This window comes from Variovorax sp. ISS6 (assembly GCF_056523145.1).
The window spans coordinates 824,767-845,108 of the sequence record NZ_JAWRZC010000001.1; the positions used below are offsets into that span (position 1 = coordinate 824,767).

Genomic DNA, 20,342 nt, shown 5'->3' on the forward strand with positions numbered 1-20,342 from the left:
GGCGGCGGGGCGCCTTCAGCCCCCGTGCTCGAACTTGAACACGGCGGTGCTGGCGCGCGCATTGGGCAGCCAGCGCACGTCGCGGCCGTCCTGCAGGCCGAAGGCATCGAGCACGCGCAGGTTGTTCTTGCGCGCGAGCACCTCGAAGTCCTTGAAGGTGCCCACGCGGATGTTGGGCGTGTCGTACCACTGGTAGGGCAGCCGCCGCGTGACCGGCATGCGGCCGCGCGCCACGCTGATGCGGTTGGGCCAGTGCGCGAAGTTGGGGAAGGCCACGATGCCGAAGCGGCCCACGCGCGCGGTCTCGCGCAGCATCACCTCGGCATTGCGCAGGTGCTGCAGGGTGTCGATCTGCAGCACCACGTCGAAGGTGGCGTCGTCGAACATCGCCAGGCCTTCGTCGAGGTTGAGCTGGATCACGTCGACGCCGCGGCGGATGCACTGCAGCACGTTGCCGTCGGCGATCTCGACGCCGTAGCCGGTGCAGCCGCGCTCGCGCTGCAGCAGCGCGAGCAGGGCGCCGTCGCCGCAGCCGAGGTCGAGCACGCGCGAGCCCTCGGGCACGAGCGCGGCGATGTGGCGCTGGATGTCGTTGTCGCTCACGATGCTGTCTCCTGGGCCACGCGCTCGAAATAGGAACGCACCACGCCCATGTAGCGCACGTCGTCGAGCAGGAAGGCGTCGTGGCCGTGCGGGGCGTCGATCTCGGCGTAGCTCACGTTGCGGCGGTTGTCGAGCAGCGCCTTCACCAGCTCGCGGCTGCGCGCGGGCGAGAAGCGCCAGTCGGTCTTGAAGCTCACGAGCAGGAACTTGGCGCTGGCGCGCGCGAACGCGGCCGTGAGGTTGCCGCCGTGTTCGCGCGCGGGGTCGAAGTAGTCGAGCGCGCGCGTGATCAGCAGGTAGGTGTTGGCGTCGAAGTACTCGCTGAACTTGTCGCCCTGGTAGCGCAGGTAGCTCTCGATCTGGAACTCGATCTCCTGCGTGGAGTAGCGATAGGCCGCGTCGTCGCCGCCGGACTCGCCTTCGACCGCGTTGCGCAGCAGGCGGCCGAACTTCGCGTTCATGACGTCGTCGCTGAGGTAGGTGATGTGGCCGATCATGCGGGCGATGCGCAGGCCGCGCTTGGGGATCACGCCGTGCTCGTAGAAGTGGCCGCCGTGGAAATCGGGGTCGGTCACGATGGCGCGGCGCGCCACCTCGTTGAAGGCGATGTTCTCGGCCGTGAGGTTGGGCGCGCTCGCGACCACCACCGCGTGGCGCACGCGCTCGGGGTACTGCAGCGTCCACGACAGCGCCTGCATGCCGCCGAGGCTGCCGCCCATCACCGCCGCGAGCGTGCGGATGCCGAGCGCGTCGAGCAGCGCGGCCTGGGCGTCGACCCAGTCCTCGACCGTGACCACCGGGAAGTCGGCGCCATAGACGCGGCCGGTCGCGGGGTTCACGTGCATCGGCCCGGTGGAGCCGAAGCAGGAGCCGAGGTTGTTGACGCCGATGACGAAGAAGCGGTCGGTGTCCAGCGGCTTGCCGGGCCCGACCATGTTGTCCCACCAGCCCGCGGAGCGGGCCTGGCCCTCGTAGACGCCCGCGACGTGGTGCGAGGCATTGAGGGCGTGGCACACGAGCACCGCATTGCTGCGCTCGGCATTGAGCGTGCCGTAGGTTTCGTAGGCGAGCGTGTAGCTGCCGATGGTCGCGCCGCTGCGCAGGGCCAGCGGGCCCGCGAACTGCATCGACTGGGGAGTGACGACCAACGAGGACATGAAATGAAAAACCCGGCCTCGCCAAAAACGAGCCGGGTCACGGCATCCGTCTTTAGCTGTATTTATCAAGCGCCCGCAAGCTGGAGCAAATCGGCGCGAGCGGCAGTATATCGCCGCGGGCCCGGGACGGCAGGCCCCGGGCTTTGGACGGCGGCGCTACCAGCCGATCAGCGCGACCACGCCCAGCACCAGGAAGATGACGGCCGAGATCGAGTGCACGAGCTTGATCGGCACCCGCTTGACGATGCGGTCGCCGAGCCAGACCACCGGCGCGTTGGCCAGCATCATCCCGAAGGTGGTGCCGACCACGACCCAGAAATAGGCCTCGGTGAAGCGCGCCGCGAGCATCACGGTGGCGATCTGCGTCTTGTCGCCCATCTCGGCGAGGAAGAAGGCGACCACCGTGGTGCCGAAGACGCCGAAGTGCGAGGAGCGCGGGGCATCGTCGTCGTCGAGCTTGTCGGGGATCAGCATCCAGATCGCCATCGCGATGAAGGAGCCGCCGAGGATCCAGCGCAGGATGTCGGGGCCGAGCCAGTGGGTGATCCAGTTGCCGACCGCGCCCGCGAGCGCATGGTTGATGACGGTGGCGGCGAAGATGCCCGCCACGATCGGCCAGGGTTTTCTGAAACGGGCTGCCAGCAGGAGGGCGAGCAACTGGGTCTTGTCGCCCATTTCGGCGAGCGCGACGACACCGGTCGCGACGAGAAAAGCTTCCATGAAAAAACGGTTCCTTGGCCGAAGGGACGCAATTGACCGTGCAACACCTTCGGCCAAATTTCCCGAAGTTGCACGGTCAATGGTCTCGCCAGGTGTTGTTCTTCACTGCCCGCGCCATGTCCTGTGTGGGGCAGGACAAGTCTGTTGACGCGGGCCCTTCTCGTAGACGGAAGGCGGCTACTCCCCAATGACGGACGAATTCTAACCCTTAAGTGTCAAAGGCCCGGTGCGGGGCTTGGTTAGTAAGCGTGCGCTAACTCCAATAGGCAAAATCCGTGCTACCGCAAGAAGCAAATTCCTGCTTGCATTTCTTGTATTTCACCCATAATGCACGAGCCTCCCTTTTCATTTCGGGCTGGAGGCACTGGGTGATCGGACAGTTTCGCGCGACTCGGCGGCTCTCGTTTGAGTGATGCTAATCGGGACTCCATCGCTTTTCTTGATGTGTTTATAGGAGTCCCTTGATGGGCAACAAACTGTACGTCGGCAACCTGCCTTACTCGGTGCGCGACGGTGATCTGGAGCAGGCATTCGGTCAGTTCGGTGCTGTGACCAGCGCCAAGGTCATGATGGAACGCGATACCGGCCGCTCGAAGGGCTTCGGCTTCGTCGAGATGGGCAGTGAAGCGGAAGCACAGGCCGCCATCAACGGCATGAACGGCCAACCCCTGGGCGGCCGCAGCGTGGTCGTCAACGAAGCCCGTCCGATGGAAGCACGTCCCCCGCGCAGCGGTGGTGGCGGTGGCTACGGCGGCGGCGGTGGTGGTTATGGCGGCGGTGGTGGCGGTGGCTACGGCGGCGGCGGTGGTGGCGGCTACGGCGGTGGTGGCGGCGGTCGCAGCGGCGGCGGTGGTGGCTACGGCGGCGGTGGCCGCAGTGGTGGCGGCGGCGGTGGTGGCGATGGCGGTTTCCGCAGCCCCTACGGCGCCGGCCCGCGTGGCGGCGGCGGCGGTGGTCGCGGCGGCTACGGTGGCGGCGGCAACAGCGGCTACTGATCGCTTTCCAACAAAGACAAAAGGCTCCTTCGGGAGCCTTTTTCGTTGCCGCGGCCGGCGCGGCCCGGGTTCAGCCTTCGCCGCGCCGCTTCTTCCGTCCGCGTCCCTGCACCGCGCGGTCGAGCAGCGCATTGGGCAGCATGCGCATGATCTTGGCGATCACGCCCATCTGCCAGGGAATCACGCGATAGCTGGCGCCGCTCTCGATCGCGCCCAGCGCCCGGTCGGCGAAGGCCTCGGGCTTCATCAGGAACGGCATGCCGTAGCGGTTGCCCTGCGTGAGCGGGGTGTCGATGTAGCCGGGCAGCAGGGTCACGACCTTGACGCCGCTGCCGTGCAGCTCGCCGCGCAGGCTCTCGCAGTAGGCGACCACGCCGGCCTTGCTCGCGCAGTAGGCGCCGTGCCCCGGCAGTCCGCGGATGGCCGCGACGCTCGCGATGCCGACCAGCCGCCCGCTGCCGCGCTGTCTCATCGCGCGCACGAACGGGTGAAAGGTGGCGGCCAGCCCGACGTTGTTGGTGGCGAAGGTCTGCGTCAGCACGTCGAGGTCCTCGCGCTCCGCGGTGTCGATGCCCACGCTGATGCCTGCATTGGCGATCACCACGTCGGGCACGCCCTGGCGCTCGATGCTGGCGACGCCGGCCGCCACGATGCTGTCGGTGCGCGCCACGTCGGCGCTGTAGATCAGGTAGCGGCCGCGGTCGAGGCCGCGCGCGGTGGCCCAGGCTTCGATCTCGCCGGTGCGGCGCGCGACCAGCGCCAGCCGGTAGCCCGCGTCGTAGAAGCGCGCGGCCAGCGCCTGGCCGATGCCGCTGGAGGCGCCGGTGATGAAGACGAGGGGCGACGGCGCGGCGGTCATGGCGCGGCGCTCAGCGCTTGCCCGCGGTGCCGGCCGCCTTGGCCGAGGGCACCATCGTGCCGCGCACGCGGCCGTTGAGGTTGGCGATGCCGGTCAGGTTGTCGTAGTCCATCGTGTCGGCGGTGAACTGGTCGGTGCCGCGGATCAGCGTGACGGGCTTGTTCGACTGCACGCGCTCGGTGTCGAGGAAGGCATGCAGGAAGTCGCCGCGGAACTCCAGGCGCGGCGAGGTCTTGCCGTTGGCACCGACGGCCGCGTCGCGGATGACGACCGCGTTGCCGAACAGCTGGATCTCGCTGCCGTCGGAGTTCGACAGCCCGCGGTTGGCGGTGGCGTGGGTGGTGAAGCCCTGCGGCGACACCGAGCGCATGCGCACCTCGTCGACCTCGATGGTGTCGGTGTCGGGGTAGTGCCGGCCTTCCTTGCCGAACAGCTCGCTGCGCAGGTCGCCGCTGGGCAGGAAGTTCTTGATGACGAAGCCGCGCATGAAGTAGTCGGGCTCGTGGGTGGGCGCGACCTTGGCGGTCGGCTCGAGCAGCTTGGGCGCATTGCGCACCAGCCAGTAGGTGCCGAGCGCGACCGCGGCCGTCAGGATGATCGGCAGGTAGATGGTGACGCGATCGAGGACGCCGCGCAGGAGGTTCCAGGCCTGCTTCATAGGGCGGTGTTCCGTGCGACATCGAGCAGGCGGCGGTACTGTCCGCTGGCCGTGACCAGCAGATCGCAGAATTCGCGCGCCGCGCCTTCGCCGCCGCGCGCGCGGGTCACGTAGCGCACGGCGTCGCGCACCTCGACGTGCGCATTGGCCGGCGCCGCCGCGAAACCCACGCGCCCCAGCACCGGCAGGTCGGGCCAGTCGTCGCCGATGGCCGCGGCCTGCGGCCAATCGAAGCCCAGCGACTGCAGCATGGCCTCGGCGGCCGGCAGCTTGTCCTCGGTGCCGTAGCGCACGTGCTCGATGCCGAGCGCCTCGAGCCGCACGCGCAGCGGCTTGGAATCGCGCCCGGTGATCACTGCGGGCAGGATGCCGGCCTTGCGCAGCAGCTTCAGGCCGTAGCCGTCGAGGATGCTGAAGCGCTTGAGGGTCTCGCCGTGCTCGGTGAAGTAGACGCCGCCGTCGGTCAGCACGCCATCGATGTCGAAGAAGGCGATGCGGATGTCCTGCGCGGCGAGCAATGTCTCTGGCTGGAATTCGAAGGGCATCAGATGACCTTCGCGCGCATCAGGTCGTTGGTGTTCAGCGCACCGACGATCACCCCCGACGCATCGAGCACGAACAACCGGGTGATGCCGCATTCCTCCATCAATTCGGCGGCCTCGACGGCCAGCGCATCGACGCGGACGGTCCGGGGGTCGCGGTGCATGATTTCCTGCGCCGTGGGCAAGCGCAGATCGGCGCCCGCCTCGATCAGGCGCCGCAGATCGCCGTCGGTGAAGATGCCCAGCGCACGGCCGGCGGGATCGACGACCGCCGCGGCACCGAAGCCCTTGTTGCTCATGGCGCGCATCAGCTCGCTGATCGTCGCCGAAGGCGGCACGCGCGGAACGTCGTCGCCCGAGCGCATCACGTCGCTCACATGCGTGAGCAGCTTGCGCCCCAGCGCCCCGCCCGGATGCGAACGCGCGAAATCCTCCGAGCCGAAGCCGCGCGCATCGAGCAGCGCCACGGCCAGCGCGTCGCCCATCGCCATCTGGGCGGTGGTGCTCGCGGTGGGGGCGAGGTTCAACGGGCAGGCTTCCTTGGCGACGCCGGCGTCGAGCACGATGTCGGCATGCTTGGCGAGCGTGGAATCGGCGCGGCCCGTGATCGCGATCAGCGGCACGCCCTGGCGCTTGACCACCGGCAGGATCACCGTGAGCTCCTCGACCTCGCCGCTGTTGGAGATGGCGAGCACGAGGTCGACCGCCTTGATCATGCCGAGGTCGCCGTGGCTGGCCTCGGCCGGGTGCACGAACATCGCGGGCGTGCCGGTCGATGCCAGGGTGGCGGCGATCTTGCGGCCGACGTGGCCGCTCTTGCCCATGCCCATCACGACCACGCGGCCGCGCACCTCGAGGATCTTGCGCACGGCATCGACGAAGCTGTCGCCCACGCGCGCCTTGAGGCCGAGCACGGCTTCGGCTTCGATGTCGAAGGTGGCGCGCGCCCGCGCGAGCATCGCGGCGGGGTCGACCACGGGGGGCGTGGGGGGGCTGGAGGGCATCGGCGGATTTTACGGGCCGCGCCCCACCGCCCCGCGGTTCCCGGCGAGCCCCTACGCCATGACCCGGAATGGCCCCGGAAGCCGCGCCACGCGCGCACGGCTCTTGCTCTAGCATCGCCCACCATGTCTTCGTTCGATCTCACGCTCTTGTATCTGGTGGCCGCGGTGATCGGCGTGGTGGCATGCCGCTTCCTCAAGCTGCCGCCGATGCTCGGCTACCTGACGGCCGGCGTGCTGATCGGCCCGCATGCGCTGGCGCTGGCGCAGAACTCCGAAGGCATCCGGCACCTGGGCGAATTCGGCGTGGTGTTCCTGATGTTCGTGATCGGGCTCGAGTTCAGCCTGCCCAAGCTGCGCGCGATGCGCAAGCACGTGTTCGGGCTCGGGCTGCTGCAGGTGCTGCTGACGATGGCGATCGCCACCGTGGGCGCGCTGCTGATCGCCTCCTTCCTGCCGCCCGACTGGCGCCTGGGCTGGCAGACCGCGCTCGCGCTCTCGGGCGCGCTCACCATGAGCAGCACCGCCATCGTGGTCAAGCTGATGGCCGAGCGGCTCGAGCTCGAGAGCGAGCACGGCAAGCGCGTGATGGGCGTGCTGCTGTTCCAGGACTTGGCTGTGGTGCCGCTGCTGGTGCTGATCCCCGCGCTGGGCGCGCCGCCCGAGGCGCTGGCCAAGGCGCTGGGCTTCGCGCTGCTCAAGGCCTGCCTGCTGATCGGCGTGCTGCTGTACGGCGGGCCGCGCGTGATGCGCTGGTGGCTCACCCTGGTGGCGCGGCGGCGCAGCGAGGAGCTGTTCATCCTCAACGTGCTGCTGGTCACGCTGGGGCTGGCGTGGCTCACCGAATTCGCGGGCCTGAGCCTGGCGCTGGGCGCCTTCATCGCGGGCATGCTGGTCTCGGAGACCGAGTACAAGCACCAGGTCGAGACCGACATCCGCCCCTTCCACGACGTGCTGCTGGGCCTGTTCTTCATCACCGTGGGCATGTCGCTCGACTGGCACATCGTGGTCGAGCGCTGGCTGCTGGTGGCGGTGCTGCTGCTGGTGCCGCTGCTGTTCAAGCTGGGCCTCGTGACCTTGCTCGCGCGCGGGTTGGGCGCGACCTCGGGCGTGTCGCTGCGCACCGGCCTCTACCTCGCGCAGGCCGGCGAGTTCGGCTTCGTGCTGCTGACGCTGGCCCAGGAACGCAGCCTGCTGCCGCCCTGGCTGGCCAACCCGGTGCTGGCCTCGATGGTGCTGTCGATGCTGGCGACGCCCTTCATCGTGATGTACAGCAACGCGATCGTGCGCAAGCTGGTGGCCAGCGACTGGCTGCAGCAGTCGCTGCAGATGACGAGCATCGCGCGCAAGACCATCAACACGGCGCGCCACGTGATCATCTGCGGCTATGGCCGCTGCGGCCAGAACCTGGCGCGCATCCTCGAGCGCGAAGGCATTCCCTACATGGCGCTCGACCTCGATCCCGACCGCGTGCGGCAGGCCGCCGCGGCCGGCGACTCGGTGGTGTTCGGCGACGCCGCGCGGCTGCAGGCGCTGATGGCCGCGGGCCTGGCGCGCGCCAGCGCGGTGGTCGTGACCTACCTCGACGTGCCCGGCGCGATGAAGGTGCTGGCCAACACCCGCGCCCATGCGCCGCAGGTGCCGGTGATCGTGCGCACCCAGGACGACCATGACCTCGAGAAGCTGCAGGCCGCCGGCGCGACCGAGGTGGTCCCCGAAGCGATCGAGGGCTCGCTGATGCTCGCCAGCCATGCGCTGGCGCTGGTCGGCGTGCCGATGCGGCGCGTGATCCGCGTGGTGCAGGACCAGCGCGACGCGCGCTACAACCTGCTGCGCGGCTACTTCCACGGCGCCGACGACGACAACGCCGACGAACTCGACCATGAACGCCTGAACACCTTCACGCTCACGGAAGGCGCGCGCGCCATCGGCCAGACGCTGGAACGGCTGTCGCTGCAGGGCCTGGGCGTGCGGGTGGCGAGCCTGCGGCGCCAGGACGGCCAGGCGCGCGTGCCGGCCGACGACACGGTGCTCTCGGACGGCGACACGCTGGTGCTGTCGGGCAAGCCGGCCGCGCTGGCGATGGCGATCGACCGGCTGCAGAAAGGCTGAGCCCGGCCAGGCTCAGTTCGCCAGCGTCGGGTTGCGCTTCTCTTCCTCGAGCTGCTGCTGGCGCCGCACCGCCTCGCACTGCGCGTGGCCGCGGAACTCGGGCTTGGCGCATTGCGCGGCCATGCACTGGGCCCTGGCGATGAAGTTGCGGTCGCCGCACTGCGATTGCGGATCGGCCGGCGCGGCCGCCGGTGCCGGCGCGGGGGCCGCGGGGGGTGGGGCTGCCGCGGGTGCCTCGGCCACGGCCGGCGCTGCGGCGGGAGTCGCCGCCTTGCGTGCGGCCTTCGGCGGAGCGGCCGCGACGGGCCTGGCCGCGGGTGCGGGGGGTTCCTCCACGGCCGGCGCGGCGAGCTCCACTGGGGCCGGGGGCGCTTCCGCCGCCGGAGCCGGCTCGATGGGCGCGGGCGGTGGTGCCGGCACCGGTTGCGGCGCGGGCGCCACGACGGCCGGCGTGGGTGCCGCAGGCGCGGCACCGCGGCTGCCGAAGCCATACCAGCCCGCCGCGATCATCGCCACGCCCAGCACCAGCAGGCCAACCCAGAGCCACATGCCGCGCCGGCCGACCGCCGGTTGCGCCGCCTGGGCCTGCGCGCGCTCGCGGCGGCGGGCCCGCCGGGCCTCGGCGGATTCGTCGGACGAGGACTCCGGCTTCGGCGCGCGCGTCGGCTTGCCGCTGCCGACCAGCACGGTCCGGTCGGCATCGCCGTCCCGCGGCTGGCCCTTGCCGCCGCCGGGCGTGACGGCGGCCGCATCGTAGAGCTCGCCGGGAATGGTCGGAGCGCGCAGCTGCGCGGGCGCGGTCGCGGCCCATTCGCGCTCGAAGCGCGTGCTCGGGTTGGGCGTGGGCGCGGCCGGGATCGGCGGCGCGGAAGCGGGCGTCAGCCGCTCGCCGCAGCGCATGCAGAAATTCGCGCCCTCGCGGTTCTCCGCGCTGCAGACGGGACAGGTCAGGGCCATGGCGAAGTGGAGCAATCCAGGAAATGCACGCCGGCTGGCAGGGGCCGCATGGGGCTCGTCGTCTGGTGGTGCCGCCTCAGGTCACCGCCACGCGCTTCGAGCGGTGCGCCATGCGCTTGGCGATGACGGCACCGAGTGCCATCGTGAGCTCGAGCGCGAGGTTGGGCTGCCGGTTCGACATCTCGGAAAAGCGCGTGGTGGTGAGCCGCCAGACCCGGCCGGCACCGGTGACCACCACGTTGGCCGCATGCGGCTGGCGCGAGAAGAACGAACCTTCGCCGACCACCGCACCCGCGGTGAGCACCGCGAGGCGCATCTGCTCCTTGCTGCTCACGCGGTGCACGCTGAGCGCGCCGCTCTCGAGGAAGAAGACCGAACGGTCCTGCGCGCCCTGGGCGATCAGCACGTCGCCGACGTTGACGTCCTGCGGCTGCAGATACCCGGCCAGCGTGTCCCACTGCTGGACGTTGAGGATCAGCGCAAAGGCATCGTTGCTGGTGTTGTCCGCGATCGCGCGGCTCAGGTTCTGGATGGACATGCTGCTCTCACTCGCCCCCGGGCAGTTCAGCCGGAGTATCCGCGAACGGCCCACATTTCGGCTACAAATGTTTACGCGATGACGGCGCCGGCCGCGTGGAGTGTCGCTATTTGCCGATACAGAAACGCGAAAAGATCACACCCAGCAGGTCGTCGGCGCCGAATTCGCCGGTGATCTCGTTGAGCGCGTTCTGCGCCAGCCGCAGTTCCTCGGCCAGCAGGTCGAGCGACTGGGCATGGGCCGCCAGGTGCTCGGCCGCCAGCGCCAGGTGCATCTCGACCTGCCCCAGCGCCTGCACATGGCGCGCGCGCGCCAGGTACACGCCCTCGGGCACGGCCTGCCAGCCGGCCATGGCCAGCAGCTGCTCGCGCAGCGCCTCGATGCCGGCACCGGTCTTGGCCGACAGCGCGATGCCTTCGGCCGGCGCGGACGCCGAGCCGGCCGCGTCGAGCTTGTTCCACACGTCGAGCACCGGCACGCCCGCGGGCAGCTTCTCGCGCAGGCCGCGCAGGATCCCGGCGTCGGCCGCGGCGTAGTCGGGCGCAGCGGCACGCGTCAGGTCGTGCAGGAACAGCACCGCGTCGGCGCTCTCGATCTGGCCCCAGGCGCGCGCCACGCCGATCTGCTCCACCTCGTCGCTGCTCTCGCGCAGGCCCGCGGTATCGGCCACGTGCAGCGGCACGCCATGGATCTGGATGGTCTGCGACACCACGTCGCGCGTAGTGCCGGCCACCGCGCTCACGATCGCGAGCTCGGCGCCGGCCAGCGCATTGAGCAGCGAGCTCTTGCCGGCATTGGGCTGGCCCGCGATCACCACCTTGATGCCCTCGCGCAGCAGGGCGCCCTGGCGCGCGCGTTGCTGCACGGCCGCGAGCTGGCCCTGCAGCCGCGCCAGCTGGCCCGCGGCATCGGCCTTCTGCAGGAAATCGATCTCTTCCTCGGGAAAGTCGAGCGTGGCCTCGACCAGCATGCGCAGGTGGATCAGCGCGTCGCGCAGCGTGTGGATCTCGCGCGAGAAGGCGCCCGACAGCGAGCGCCCCGCGCTGCGCGCGGCGGCCTCGGTGCTGGCATCGATCAGGTCGGCGATCGCCTCGGCCTGGGCCAGGTCGATCTTGCCGTTGAGGAAGGCGCGCTGGCTGAATTCGCCGGGCTCAGCCACGCGCAGGCCCGGCAGCCGGGGACGGCCGGTGACGGCATCGAGCTCGGCCGCGGCCTCCAGGCAGCGCGCCAGCAGCAGTTGCAGCACGACCGCGCCGCCATGGGCCTGGAGCTCGAGCACGTCCTCGCCCGTGAACGAATGGGGCGCGGGGAAATGGATCGCCAGCCCGTGGTCGACCGCCTCGCCCGCCGCATCGCGAAAGGGCAGGTAGGTGGCCTCGCGCGGCTTGAGCGGCCGCGCGCACAGCGCCTCGATCAGCGGGGCGAGCCGAACGCCCGACACCCGCACGATGCCGACCGCGCCACGGCCGGAAGCGGTGGCGATGGCGACGATGGGATCGGAGGCGCGGGCGAGCATGGGCGGATTCTTTCAGCAAAAACGACAAAGGGCCGCTCGCGCGGCCCCTCGGGGAAAACGGTGACGTCGCGCCGGCCTACTTGCCGAGCACGCCGAGCCGCTTGTTGATCACCCACTGCTGGGCGATCGACAGGATGTTGTTCGTGATCCAGTACAGCACCAGGCCGGCCGGGAAGAAGATGAACATCACGCTGAAGGCCAGCGGCATGATCCACATCAGCTTGGCCTGCATCGGATCGGGCGGCGTCGGGTTCAGCCAGGTCTGCAGCAGCGAGGTGGCCGTCATCACGATCGGCAGGATGTACCAGGGGTCGGGTGCCGACAGGTCGGTGATCCAGCCGATCCAGGGCGCGTGGCGCATCTCGACCGACGACAGCAGCACCCAGTACAGCGCGATGAACACCGGGATCTGGATCAGGATCGGGAAGCAGCCGCCCATCGGATTGACCTTCTCGGTCTTGTAGATCCGCATCATCTCCTGCTGCATTTCCTGCGGCTTGTCCTTGAGCCGCTCGCGCATCTCCATGATCTTCGGGTTGATGGCCTTCATCTTGGCCATGCTCGCGTAGGCCTTGGCGTTGAGCCAGTAGAAGGCGGCCTTGAGCAGCACCACCAGCGCCACGATCGACCAGCCCCAGTTGCCGATCAGGCCGTGCAGCTGGTTGAGCAGCCAGTACAGCGGCTTCGAGATGATCGCGAAGATGCCGTAGTCCTTGACCAGGTCGAGGCCCGGCGCGATGGCTTCGAGCTTCTTCTCTTCCTCGGGACCGGCGAACAGCGTGCTGTTGACCGTCTGCGTCGCGCCCGGGGCGATCTTCGGCAGCGTGGCCACCATGGCGATGGTGTAGAGGTTGTCGCCCAGGTCCTTCACGCGGAATTCGCGCTTCAGGCCTTCGCTCGCCGGGTCGCCGCGCAGCAGCCAGGCCGACACGAAGTAGTGCTGGACCATGGCGATCCAGCCGTCGTTGGCGGCCGGCGGGGGCTCGACCTTGCCCTTGGTGATGTCCGTGAACGCGAGCTTGTGGAACTTCTTTTCGTTCGTGTACGCGGCCGGGCCGGTGAAGGTGTTGGTGCCGAACATGGTGCTCGAGGCCACGGTGCCGTGGCGCAGCAGCTGCATGTAGAGCTGCGCGTCGCGCGGCTGGTCGCTCACGTTGACGACTTCATGGCGCACGCCGATGGCGTAGTCGCCGCGGTGGAACACATAGGTCTTGACGTACTTGAGGCCGCCGACGGGGGCGCTCTCGAAGCCGACCTCGAGGGTGTTCTGGCCGGCGGCCATTTCGCGCGGACCGGCCTTGGGCGCCATCGGCGTCAGGTGGTTCGGGAAGCGCTCGCCGGTATCGACCTGGTTCAGCAGGCCGGTCTGCGCGAGGTAGCGCGTGGCGGGCGAGCCGTTCTCGAACAGCACCACGTGCTTGGTGCGGTCGTTCTCGTCGTACTTCAGCAGCTCGAGGTAGTTGACCGTGCCGCCTTCGCTGTCGATGGTCGCCTTGAACAGGTCGGTGGTGACCGTGACCTGTTCCTTCGGCGCGGCGGCCGCGGCCTGCGTGGGCACGGCACCGGCGCTGGCGCCCGGTGCGGCACTGGCGCTGGGCACGCTGCTGCCGGCGGCGGCGGCGCCGGTGGTGGGCACGGGCGCCGTGGCGGCAGGCTTGGTCGAGGGCAGGAAGGTCGGCTTGTTGCCGTTGAAGACCTGCCATTGGTCCCACAGCAGCACCAGCGAGAACCCAAAAATCACCCACAGGATCGTGCGGCGTATATCGTTCATGACGAAGACTTCTTGTCGGAGGAGAGAAGAGACGAAAACAGCGAGCCTGACCGGTCCGTGCGACGCTGTGATTTCGGTGGGACCGGATCGTGCCCGCCCTGGCACCAGGGCTGGCAGCGCGCGATGCGGTGCAGCGTGAGGTAGCTGCCCTTGAGGGCGCCGTGCACCTCGAGCGCCTCGATCGAATAGACCGAGCAGGTCGGCTCGAAACGGCACGACTGGCCGAGCCAGGGGCTCAGCAGCAGGCGGTAGCCTTTGACGAGGCCGATCAGCAGGCGTTTCATGGCGAAGACCGTGCGGGTGGCGCGGCGGGCGCGCGCGCCGGTGCCGGGCGCGCGGCGCGCTCCAGCAACAGTTCGAGCTCGGCCCGCACGGCTCGCTTGAGCCGCTCGGACGAGGCGCTCACGAATTCCTTGCGGTCGAAGGCCGACTTCAGGCGAACCACGTGCGCCGCGCGCGGCAGACCCGCGTGGGGCAGGGCGCTCACGCTGTAGATCTGGCGCTTGATCGCATTGCGCGTGACCGCGCGGCGCGCCCAGCGCTTGGGCACCATCGCGCCCAGCCAGACATCGTCGGACGCAAAAAGCTGCGCGCTCGATTCGGAATCGAGCGCGCAGCGATGCAATGCGAAATGGGCAGTGCGGGCCACGGTGGCACCTGCGAGAACGGCCTGGAATTGCGCGCGGGTCTTGAGCCGCTGCATGGGAGCCGGACTGGACACGCCGCTGGCGCGAGCCGTCGAAGCTGGCCCGGGCGTTCCTGCTGCTGGCAACTGCCGTGGGTCGGGCGTCAGACGGCCAGGCGCTTGCGGCCCTTGGCGCGGCGTGCGTTGATGACGGCACGGCCGCCACGGGTCTTCATGCGGACCAGGAAGCCGTGGGTACGGGCGCGGCGGACTTTGGATGCTTGGTAGGTGCGTTTCATGATGAGATTTCCTGATTCCCCTGTTTCTTCGGCAGTTCCGCGGTCGTCGGACCATGGGGAATCCATGGGCTCGACAGGCGAGGAATGCGCGAAAGGCGCTGGGTGCGGTTGGTTCCGGCCTCGCTGGGCTCAGCCGGTGGTTTCGGTCGGACCCCGAAAGACGCAAAGAGGTTTTCAGGGAAACCCGCAATTATCGCAAACATTCGGCCCCACAACAATCTTCGAGCGACTTTGCGGGCCTTTCCCCAGCCGTCCAGGGTATGTGGATAAGGTTTTGACAAGTTAGAATGCGCGGCGCCTTCCAGCAGAGAATATCCACAATACAAATAGCAAAAAATGGCAGAGGGAACCATCCAAAATCCGAGCGCCCATGTCGACTGACGGCATCGGCGAAAGCCTCTGGCAGGCCTGCGTCGACCAGCTCGCGCAGGAGCTGTCCGAGCAACAGTTCAACACCTGGATCAAGCCCCTCACCGCCGAGGTCGCCGACGACCTCTCGCGCATGACGGTGTTCGTCGCCAACCGCTTCAAGCTCGACTGGATCCGGGCCCAGTACGCCGGCAAGATCGCCGGCATGGCCGAGAAGATCTACGGCCAGCCCGTCGCCATCGAGTTAGCGCTTGCTCCTCGGGAAATCCCCGTGCGCGCTGCACCCGTGGCGGTCATGACCGAAACCGACGTACCGCGCGACGTGGCCGGCCCGGGCGAGGAACCGCCGGCCGCCGGCTTCAAGAACCGCCTCAATTCGGGCCTCACCTTCGACACCCTGGTCGAGGGCACGGCCAACCGCATGGCGCGCGCCGCGGCGATGCACGTGGCGGGCATGCCCGGGCACCTGTACAACCCGCTTTTCATCTATGGCGGCGTGGGCCTGGGCAAGACCCACCTCATGCACGCCGTGGGCAACCGGCTGCTGGCCGACCGGGTCGACTCCAAAGTTCTCTACATCCACGCCGAACAGTTCGTCTCGGATGTGGTCAAGGCCTATCAGCGCAAGACCTTCGACGAGTTCAAGGAGCGTTACCACTCGCTCGATCTGCTCCTGATCGACGACGTGCAGTTCTTCGCCAACAAGGACCGCACGCAGGAAGAATTCTTCAACGCCTTCGAAGCCCTGCTGGCCAAGAAGTCGCACATCGTGATGACCAGCGACACCTATCCCAAGGGCCTCGCGGACATCCACGAGCGGCTGGTCTCGCGCTTCGACTCGGGCCTCACGGTGGCGATCGAGCCGCCCGAGCTCGAGATGCGCGTGGCGATCCTGATCAACAAGGCCCGCGTCGAGGGCGCCGAGATGCCCGAGGAAGTCGCCTTCTTCGTGGCCAAGAACGTACGCTCCAACGTGCGCGAGCTCGAGGGCGCGCTGCGCAAGATCCTGGCCTATTCGCGCTTCAACCAGAAGGAGATCTCGATCGCCCTGGCGCGAGAGGCGCTGCGCGACCTGCTGTCGATCCAGAACCGGCAGATCTCGGTGGAAAACATCCAGAAGACGGTGGCCGACTACTACAAGATCAAGGTCGCCGACATGTACAGCAAGAAGCGCCCGGCCTCGATCGCGCGGCCGCGGCAGATCGCGATGTACCTGGCCAAGGAGCTGACGCAGAAGAGCCTGCCCGAGATCGGCGAGCTGTTCGGCGGCCGCGACCACACGACCGTGCTGCACGCGGTGCGCAAGATTTCGGGCGAGCGCCAGCAGCTCACCGAGCTCAACCAGCAGCTTCACGTGCTCGAGCAGACGCTCAAGGGTTGAAACTGAAAACCAAAGTCAACCAGGCCGGACGCCGCGACAGCGGAGAATGGCGGTCTGCGCGGGGCGGTGGGGCCCTGATCGACCAAGCTGATTCAAAGAGATAAGAGAAGAGGTAGAAGACATGATCGTCCTGAAGGCAACACAAGACAAAGTCCTCGCCGCGCTGCAGTCGGTGGCGGGCATCGTGGAGCGGCGCCACACCCTGCCGATCCTCGCCAACGTGCTGATCCGCAAGACCGGTGGCCAGATCCAGCTGACCACCAGCGACCTCGAGATCCAGATCCGCACCACCGCCGAGCTCGGCGGCGACGAAGGCAACTTCACCACCACCATCGGCGCGCGCAAGCTGATCGACATCCTGCGCACCATGCCGGCCGACCAGACCGTGAGCCTCGAATCGAGCGCGAGCAAGCTGGTGCTCAAGGGCGGCAAGAGCCGCTTCACGCTGCAATCGCTGCCCGCGGAAGACTTCCCGCTGGTGCAGGAAGCCGCCAACTTCGGCCCGGTGTTCAGCGTGCCGCAGAAGACGCTGAAGGACCTGCTCTCGCAGGTCTCGTTCGCGATGGCCGTGCACGACATCCGCTACTACCTCAACGGCATCCTGTTCGTCGCCGAGGGCAAGCAGCTGAGCCTGGTGGCCACCGACGGCCACCGCCTGGCCTTCTCCTCGGCCACGCTCGACGTGGAAGTGCCGCGCCAGGAAGTGATCCTGCCGCGCAAGACCGTGCTCGAGATGCAGCGCCTGCTGTCCGACGCCGAAGGCGCGATCGAGATGCAGTTCGCCAACAACCAGGCCAAGTTCAGCTTCGGCGGCATGGAGTTCGTCACCAAGCTGGTCGAGGGCAAGTTCCCCGACTACAACCGCGTGATCCCGAAGAACCACAAGAACTCGGTCACGCTGGGCCGCGCGCCGCTCCTGGCCAGCCTGCAGCGCACCGCGATCCTGACCAGCGAGAAGTTCAAGGGCGTGCGCCTGAACATCGAGCCCGGCACCTTGCGCATCGCCTCGAACAACGCCGAGCAGGAAGAAGCCCAGGACGAGCTCGACATCGACTACGGCGGCGACACCATCGAGATCGGCTTCAACGTCACCTACCTGATCGACGCGCTGGCCAACATGGGCCAGGACATGGTGAAGCTGGACCTGGCCGATTCCAACAGCTCCGCGCTGTTGACCATCCCCGACAACGCTTCCTTCAAGTACGTCGTGATGCCGATGCGGATCTAGTCACCCCGCATCACCACAGCGCCTTGCGCAGACAGCCCGCGGCAGCCCCGCGGGTTTGCTCTTTCAAGAGGCCTGAAAAACCGGGTGCCCCAGAGCCGGTGCGACCCCGTGAATCCCGTGAGAGATAGAGGAATATCCGAATGAGCGCAGAAGAGAACAAGCCGGAAGTGCCGCACACCGAACCGGTCTACACACCCGAGATCGACAACGCGGTGCCGATCGAGATCACGCCCGACAACTCCTACGGCGAAGGTTCGATCACGATCCTCGAAGGCCTCGAGGCCGTGCGCAAGCGCCCCGGCATGTACATCGGCGACACCTCCGACGGCACCGGCCTGCACCACCTGGTGTTCGAGGTGGTCGACAACTCCATCGACGAAGCACTCGCCGGCCACTGCGACGACATCGTCGTGACCATCCATTCCGACAACTCGATCTCGGTGACCGACAACGGCCGAGGCATCCCGACCGGCGTGAAGATGGACGACAAGCACGAGCCCAAGCGCTCGGCCGCCGAGATCGCGCTGACCGAGCTGCACGCGGGCGGCAAGTTCAACCAGAACAGCTACAAGGTCTCGGGCGGCCTGCACGGCGTGGGCGTGAGTTGCGTGAACGCGCTGAGCGTGATGCTGCGCCTGGTGGTGCGGCGCGAAGGCAAGATCCACGAGCTCGAGTTCAGCCGCGGCTTCGTGCAGGACCGCCTGCTCGAGACGGTCAACGGCGTCGAGGTCTCGCCGATGAAGATCATCGGCGACACCGACAAGCGCGGCACCGAGGTGCACTTCCTGCCCGACACCGAGATCTTCAAGGAGAACAACGATTTCCACTACGAGATCCTCTCCAAGCGCCTGCGCGAGCTGAGCTTCCTCAACAACGGCGTGCGCATCCGCCTGAAGGACGAGCGCAGCGGCAAGGAAGACGACTTCTCGGGCGCCGGCGGCGTGCGCGGCTTCGTCGAGTTCATCAACAAGGGCAAGACCGTCCTGCATCCGAACTCGTTCTATGCCGAGGGCGAGAAGCCGGCCGACACCTACGGCGGCATCCCCGGCACGCACATCGGCGTCGAAGTGGCGATGCAGTGGAACAGCGGCTACAACGAGCAGGTGCTGTGCTTCACCAACAACATCCCGCAGCGCGACGGCGGCACCCACCTCACGGGCTTGCGCGCCGCGATGACGCGCGTCATCAACAAGTACATCGAGGAGAACGAGCTCGCCAAGAAGGCGAAGGTCGAGGTCTCGGGCGACGACATGCGCGAGGGCCTGTGCTGCGTGCTCAGCGTGAAGGTGCCCGAGCCCAAGTTCTCGAGCCAGACCAAGGACAAGCTGGTCTCCAGCGAAGTGCGCGCGCCGGTGGAGGACATCGTCGGCCGCCTGCTGACCGACTACCTGCAGGAGCGTCCGAACGACGCCAAGATCATCTGCGGCAAGATCATCGAAGCCGCGCGTGCCCGTGAAGCGGCGCGCAAGGCGCGCGAGATGACCCGGCGCAAGGGCGTGCTCGACGGCATGGGCCTGCCGGGCAAGCTGGCCGACTGCCAGGAGAAGGACCCGGCGCTGTGCGAGGTCTACCTGGTGGAGGGCGACTCCGCCGGCGGCTCCGCCAAGCAGGGCCGCGACCGGAAGTTCCAGGCCATCCTGCCGCTGCGCGGCAAGATCCTCAACGTCGAGAAGGCGCGCTACGAGAAGCTGCTGACCAGCAACGAAATCCTCACGATGATCACCGCGCTGGGTACCGGCATCGGCCGCGCGGGCGCGAGCACGCCGGGCGGCGGCGCGGACGACTTCAATGTCGCCAAGCTGCGCTACCACCGCATCATCATCATGACCGACGCCGACGTGGACGGCGCGCACATCCGCACGCTGCTGCTCACCTTCTTCTACCGCCAGATGCCCGAGCTGGTCGAGCGCGGCCACATCTACATCGCGCAGCCGCCGCTGTACAAGGTCAAGGTCGGCAAGGAAGAGCAGTACCTGAAGGACGGCAATGCGCTCGACGCCTTCCTGCTCAAGGTCGCGCTGAAGGACGCCAGCATCCAGACCGGCGGCGCCAACTCCACCACGCTCGGCGGCGACACGCTGGCCGAACTGGCGCGCAAGCACCAGGTGGCCGAGGCCGTGATCCACCGGCTGCGCAACTTCATGGATGCCGAGGCCCTGCGCGCCATCGCCGACGGCGTGGCGCTCGACCTCGACACCACGCCCGCGGCCGAGGCCTCGGCCGTGGCGCTGCAGGCCAAGCTGCGCGAGCTCAACACCACCGGCGTGCCGGCCGAGGTCAGCAACGAGTTCGACGCGCGCACCGACAAGCCGCTGTTGCGCATCAGCCGCCGCCACCACGGCAACATCAAGAGCAGCGTGATCACGCAGGACTTCGTGCACGGCGCCGACTACGCCGCGCTGGCCGGCGCCGCCGACACCTTCCGCAACCTGCTGAGCCCCGAGGGCGCGGTGGTGCGCCGCGGCGAGGGCGAGCGCGCCAAGGAAGAAAAGGTGCTCGATTTCCGCCAGGCCATGCTGTGGCTGATCGGCGAAGCCGAGCGCGCCACCGCGCGCCAGCGCTACAAGGGCCTGGGCGAGATGAACCCCGAGCAGCTGTGGGAAACCACCATGGACCCGAACGTGCGCCGCCTGCTCAAGGTGCAGATCGACGACGCGATCGAGGCCGACCGCGTGTTCACGATGCTGATGGGCGACGAGGTGGAGCCGCGCCGCGAGTTCATCGAGCAGAACGCGCTGCGGGCGGCGAACATCGACGTCTGAGTCGATTCCGCCCTCGCCGTCACGCCGCCGTGGTTCGCACCCGGCGGCGTTTTTCATGGGCGCCCGAAGTCCGCGCACCATTCCCATGCCGCTTCCAGGCGGAGTGCGCACACGCAACGCGGGCGGTTCGCGCGGGCGACCAAGGGTTTGTCTGAGGGTGAATGACCACAGACTCTGTAAACGCTTGTCACAAGCCCGTCACCAGCTATTAAAACAATAGCGTTCAAAGCCTCGGCGAGGATCGTTCCT

18 protein-coding genes, 1 pseudogene and 1 riboswitch are annotated in these 20,342 nt (G+C 68.2%); of the genes and pseudogenes, 5 read left to right on the forward strand and 14 right to left on the reverse strand.

Annotated features, from left to right (window positions below; all coding sequences use genetic code 11):
* Positions 1-15: 15 nt before the first annotated feature.
* From metW to AC1HIL_RS03770, 3 genes are all read right to left on the reverse strand, one after another.
* Positions 16-603 carry a methionine biosynthesis protein MetW gene (gene metW, locus AC1HIL_RS03760; RefSeq protein WP_057597361.1) on the reverse strand — a complete coding sequence of 196 codons (588 nt, stop codon included), beginning with the start codon at positions 601-603 and terminating at the stop codon, positions 16-18.
* A complete protein-coding gene (gene metX, locus AC1HIL_RS03765; protein ID WP_057597362.1) occupies positions 600-1,760 on the reverse strand; it encodes a homoserine O-succinyltransferase MetX in 1,161 nt (386 codons plus the stop codon). The genes metW and metX overlap by 4 nt, the downstream gene beginning before the upstream one ends.
* A 156-nt stretch (positions 1,761-1,916) precedes the next feature.
* Positions 1,917-2,480, reverse strand: a complete 564-nt coding sequence (locus AC1HIL_RS03770; protein WP_057597363.1) for a TMEM165/GDT1 family protein — start codon at positions 2,478-2,480, stop codon at positions 1,917-1,919.
* Positions 2,481-2,570: 90 nt separating this feature from the next.
* A riboswitch (yybP-ykoY riboswitch) is annotated at positions 2,571-2,678 on the reverse strand.
* 266 nt (positions 2,679-2,944) lie between these two features.
* On the opposite strand from AC1HIL_RS03770, the gene AC1HIL_RS03775 reads away from it, so the two are divergent.
* On the forward strand, positions 2,945-3,475 hold the full coding sequence (locus tag AC1HIL_RS03775) for an RNA recognition motif domain-containing protein (RefSeq protein ID WP_479671181.1): 531 nt from the start codon (positions 2,945-2,947) through the stop codon (positions 3,473-3,475).
* A 70-nt stretch (positions 3,476-3,545) separates the two neighbouring features.
* On the opposite strand, the gene AC1HIL_RS03780 is transcribed toward AC1HIL_RS03775, so the two are convergent.
* From AC1HIL_RS03780 to AC1HIL_RS03795, 4 genes are read right to left on the reverse strand one after another with little or no spacing between them, the layout of a single operon-like run.
* Positions 3,546-4,334, reverse strand: coding sequence for an SDR family oxidoreductase (locus AC1HIL_RS03780; RefSeq protein WP_479671182.1), 789 nt, complete (start codon positions 4,332-4,334; stop codon positions 3,546-3,548).
* Positions 4,335-4,344: 10 nt separating this feature from the next.
* Positions 4,345-4,992 carry an LPS export ABC transporter periplasmic protein LptC gene (lptC, locus tag AC1HIL_RS03785; RefSeq protein WP_479671183.1) on the reverse strand — a complete coding sequence of 216 codons (648 nt, stop codon included), beginning with the start codon at positions 4,990-4,992 and terminating at the stop codon, positions 4,345-4,347.
* Entirely contained in the window at positions 4,989-5,537 is a 549-nt protein-coding gene (locus AC1HIL_RS03790) for a KdsC family phosphatase (protein WP_057597889.1), read from the reverse strand. Before AC1HIL_RS03790 ends, lptC begins: the two co-directional genes overlap by 4 nt.
* Positions 5,537-6,538 carry a KpsF/GutQ family sugar-phosphate isomerase gene (locus AC1HIL_RS03795; protein ID WP_479671184.1) on the reverse strand — a complete coding sequence of 334 codons (1,002 nt, stop codon included), beginning with the start codon at positions 6,536-6,538 and terminating at the stop codon, positions 5,537-5,539. Before AC1HIL_RS03795 ends, AC1HIL_RS03790 begins: the two co-directional genes overlap by 1 nt.
* A 123-nt stretch (positions 6,539-6,661) precedes the next feature.
* Between AC1HIL_RS03795 and AC1HIL_RS03800 the strand changes: the two genes are divergently transcribed.
* Positions 6,662-8,647, forward strand: a complete 1,986-nt coding sequence (locus AC1HIL_RS03800) for a monovalent cation:proton antiporter-2 (CPA2) family protein (RefSeq protein ID WP_413761948.1) — start codon at positions 6,662-6,664, stop codon at positions 8,645-8,647.
* 12 nt (positions 8,648-8,659) lie between these two features.
* On the opposite strand, the gene AC1HIL_RS03805 is transcribed toward AC1HIL_RS03800, so the two are convergent.
* The 7 genes from AC1HIL_RS03805 to rpmH form a co-directional block, all read right to left on the reverse strand.
* Positions 8,660-9,604, reverse strand: a complete 945-nt coding sequence (locus AC1HIL_RS03805; protein ID WP_479671185.1) for a zinc-ribbon domain-containing protein — start codon at positions 9,602-9,604, stop codon at positions 8,660-8,662.
* 76 nt (positions 9,605-9,680) lie between these two features.
* Complete coding sequence (locus AC1HIL_RS03810; RefSeq protein WP_296733178.1) at positions 9,681-10,142, reverse strand: Crp/Fnr family transcriptional regulator; 462 nt, start codon at positions 10,140-10,142, stop codon at positions 9,681-9,683.
* A gap of 106 nt (positions 10,143-10,248) precedes the next feature.
* Positions 10,249-11,658: a tRNA uridine-5-carboxymethylaminomethyl(34) synthesis GTPase MnmE gene (gene mnmE / locus AC1HIL_RS03815; RefSeq protein WP_057591859.1), complete on the reverse strand. Its 1,410-nt coding sequence runs from the start codon at positions 11,656-11,658 to the stop codon at positions 10,249-10,251.
* Positions 11,659-11,734: 76 nt separating this feature from the next.
* On the reverse strand, positions 11,735-13,429 hold the full coding sequence (gene yidC / locus AC1HIL_RS03820; RefSeq protein WP_479671186.1) for a membrane protein insertase YidC: 1,695 nt from the start codon (positions 13,427-13,429) through the stop codon (positions 11,735-11,737).
* Positions 13,426-13,713 carry a membrane protein insertion efficiency factor YidD gene (gene yidD / locus AC1HIL_RS03825; RefSeq protein ID WP_057591857.1) on the reverse strand — a complete coding sequence of 96 codons (288 nt, stop codon included), beginning with the start codon at positions 13,711-13,713 and terminating at the stop codon, positions 13,426-13,428. Before yidD ends, yidC begins: the two co-directional genes overlap by 4 nt.
* Entirely contained in the window at positions 13,710-14,132 is a 423-nt protein-coding gene (locus AC1HIL_RS03830) for a ribonuclease P protein component (RefSeq protein ID WP_057591856.1), read from the reverse strand. Before AC1HIL_RS03830 ends, yidD begins: the two co-directional genes overlap by 4 nt.
* A gap of 86 nt (positions 14,133-14,218) precedes the next feature.
* On the reverse strand, positions 14,219-14,353 hold the full coding sequence (gene rpmH / locus AC1HIL_RS03835) for a 50S ribosomal protein L34 (protein WP_007834827.1): 135 nt from the start codon (positions 14,351-14,353) through the stop codon (positions 14,219-14,221).
* Between the two features lie 370 nt (positions 14,354-14,723).
* Between rpmH and dnaA the strand changes: the two genes are divergently transcribed.
* The 3 genes and pseudogenes from dnaA to gyrB form a co-directional block, all read left to right on the forward strand.
* Positions 14,724-16,103, forward strand: coding sequence for a chromosomal replication initiator protein DnaA (gene dnaA / locus AC1HIL_RS03840; protein WP_057591855.1), 1,380 nt, complete (start codon positions 14,724-14,726; stop codon positions 16,101-16,103).
* Between the two features lie 121 nt (positions 16,104-16,224).
* Positions 16,225-17,331 carry a DNA polymerase III subunit beta gene (dnaN, locus tag AC1HIL_RS03845; RefSeq protein WP_057591854.1) on the forward strand — a complete coding sequence of 369 codons (1,107 nt, stop codon included), beginning with the start codon at positions 16,225-16,227 and terminating at the stop codon, positions 17,329-17,331.
* A 242-nt stretch (positions 17,332-17,573) separates the two neighbouring features.
* Positions 17,574-20,093: pseudogene (gene gyrB, locus AC1HIL_RS03850) on the forward strand (DNA topoisomerase (ATP-hydrolyzing) subunit B); the annotation flags it as partial.
* Positions 20,094-20,342 lie beyond the last annotated feature (249 nt).

Bases quoted from the DNA above. Each gene is read 5' to 3' on its own strand.
- metX (WP_057597362.1), bottom strand. From the start codon at position 1,760: ATGTCCTCGTTGGTCGTCACTCCCCAGTCGATGCAGTTCGCGGGCCCG.
- AC1HIL_RS03770 (WP_057597363.1), bottom strand. From the start codon at position 2,480: ATGGAAGCTTTTCTCGTCGCGACCGGTGTCGTCGCGCTCGCCGAAATG.
- AC1HIL_RS03775 (WP_479671181.1), top strand. From the start codon at position 2,945: ATGGGCAACAAACTGTACGTCGGCAACCTGCCTTACTCGGTGCGCGAC.
- AC1HIL_RS03780 (WP_479671182.1), bottom strand. From the start codon at position 4,334: ATGACCGCCGCGCCGTCGCCCCTCGTCTTCATCACCGGCGCCTCCAGC.
- lptC (WP_479671183.1), bottom strand. From the start codon at position 4,992: ATGAAGCAGGCCTGGAACCTCCTGCGCGGCGTCCTCGATCGCGTCACC.
- AC1HIL_RS03790 (WP_057597889.1), bottom strand. From the start codon at position 5,537: ATGCCCTTCGAATTCCAGCCAGAGACATTGCTCGCCGCGCAGGACATC.
- AC1HIL_RS03795 (WP_479671184.1), bottom strand. From the start codon at position 6,538: ATGCCCTCCAGCCCCCCCACGCCCCCCGTGGTCGACCCCGCCGCGATG.
- AC1HIL_RS03800 (WP_413761948.1), top strand. From the start codon at position 6,662: ATGTCTTCGTTCGATCTCACGCTCTTGTATCTGGTGGCCGCGGTGATC.
- AC1HIL_RS03805 (WP_479671185.1), bottom strand. From the start codon at position 9,604: ATGGCCCTGACCTGTCCCGTCTGCAGCGCGGAGAACCGCGAGGGCGCG.
- AC1HIL_RS03810 (WP_296733178.1), bottom strand. From the start codon at position 10,142: ATGTCCATCCAGAACCTGAGCCGCGCGATCGCGGACAACACCAGCAAC.
- mnmE (WP_057591859.1), bottom strand. From the start codon at position 11,658: ATGCTCGCCCGCGCCTCCGATCCCATCGTCGCCATCGCCACCGCTTCC.
- yidC (WP_479671186.1), bottom strand. From the start codon at position 13,429: ATGAACGATATACGCCGCACGATCCTGTGGGTGATTTTTGGGTTCTCG.
- yidD (WP_057591857.1), bottom strand. From the start codon at position 13,713: ATGAAACGCCTGCTGATCGGCCTCGTCAAAGGCTACCGCCTGCTGCTG.
- AC1HIL_RS03830 (WP_057591856.1), bottom strand. From the start codon at position 14,132: ATGCAGCGGCTCAAGACCCGCGCGCAATTCCAGGCCGTTCTCGCAGGT.
- rpmH (WP_007834827.1), bottom strand. From the start codon at position 14,353: ATGAAACGCACCTACCAAGCATCCAAAGTCCGCCGCGCCCGTACCCAC.
- dnaA (WP_057591855.1), top strand. From the start codon at position 14,724: ATGTCGACTGACGGCATCGGCGAAAGCCTCTGGCAGGCCTGCGTCGAC.
- dnaN (WP_057591854.1), top strand. From the start codon at position 16,225: ATGATCGTCCTGAAGGCAACACAAGACAAAGTCCTCGCCGCGCTGCAG.